The 1,132-nt window shown below is 70.7% G+C and carries 1 protein-coding gene and 1 pseudogene; one reads left to right on the top strand and one right to left on the bottom strand.

From position 1 onward, the window contains the following. Positions 1-453, bottom strand: a pseudogene (locus tag G6020_RS14160) (gluconate kinase); the annotation flags it as partial. Between the two features lie 227 nt (positions 454-680). On the opposite strand from G6020_RS14160, the gene G6020_RS14155 reads away from it, so the two are divergent. Then, positions 681-1,132 (top strand): hypothetical protein (locus G6020_RS14155; RefSeq protein WP_241732726.1); only part of this gene is annotated, 452 nt, incomplete at its 3' end.

Below are 1,132 nucleotides of genomic sequence, written 5' to 3'. Positions count from 1 at the left end.
GGCGTCCGCAGTGCCCACCGCGTCGATCTCCTCCGAGCGGGGACTCGCGGCGTGGAGGTGATCGAGCTGTCGGGCCACCTCCCGCACCCCCGCCAGGAGGTCGGGATCGTCGGAGCGGCCGGTCCCCGAGGCCCGCGACCGCACCAGCGAGTCCAGGCTCCGTCCGGCGGGGAGTCGGCGCATCCGGACCACGTGGTCGATCACCTCGCCGTCCGGACCTCGCACCTCGAGCACACCGTCGTACACGTCCGGCGCCAGGCGACTGTTGAGCTCGACCTCCCGGCGGCTCTGTTCGGCGCGGGCCCCGACCGACGTGTTGTCCAGGAACCCGAGATCGATGCGCTTGCGCACTTTGTGAGCCTCGTCACCATAGAGCACGATGAGAGCGCTGTGCGTCTCGACGACGGCCGGCCCTCCGTCCGTCACCGGGTCGGCATCCGCGGGGGTGTCCATAACCCCAGCCTAGGCAGGCATGACACGGTTCGCGGCCGACCCGCGGAGTCGGCCGCATACGCCCCCCTCGCCTGTGGTGACCGGAGTGTTACCTCAAGGAACACTCAGCATTTCGCCCCCCTGACAGCGCCGGACTTCGCTTGTAGGGTCGCCGACGCACCTCGCTCCGATCGAGGTGTCCGCGATGAGAGACATCGGGGTCAATGAAGATGGGAGCTGTTCAGAACATGACGAACACCCACCGGAAGACCACCAACCGCACCACCGCCAAGATCGCCGCCGTCGGCGCGTTCGGCATCGGTGCCGCCATCGCGTTCCCCGGCCTCGCCGCGGCCCAGGAAGTCCCCGGCGGCAGCCTCGAGGGCCTCGCGGGCGACACGGGCAGCCTCACGGAGATCGCGGGTGAGGACGGCAGCCTGGCCGACCTCGATCTCGGCACGGACCTCGCCGTCGACCTGGGCAGCCTCGCCTTCAACCTGAACCTCGGCGCCGAGGCGTCCAACCCGGGCTCGGTCGAGTTCGGCAGCCTCGGTGTCTCCCCGAACACCGGCAGCGACATCCTCGACAGCGGCTCGGCCGGGGCCACCGACGCGGGCACCGGCTCGCTGGACACCGGCTCGCTCGGTGGGGACACCGACACGGGCTCCGTCTCGGGCTCGGCTGACGAGGGCACCGACAC

It is taken from the genome of Dietzia sp. B19 (assembly GCF_014145155.1).
GTDB lineage: Bacteria > Actinomycetota > Actinomycetes > Mycobacteriales > Mycobacteriaceae > Dietzia > Dietzia natronolimnaea.
The sequence above is the reverse complement of the archived record's forward strand: the minus strand, read 5'-3'. Positions and strand labels throughout refer to the sequence as shown.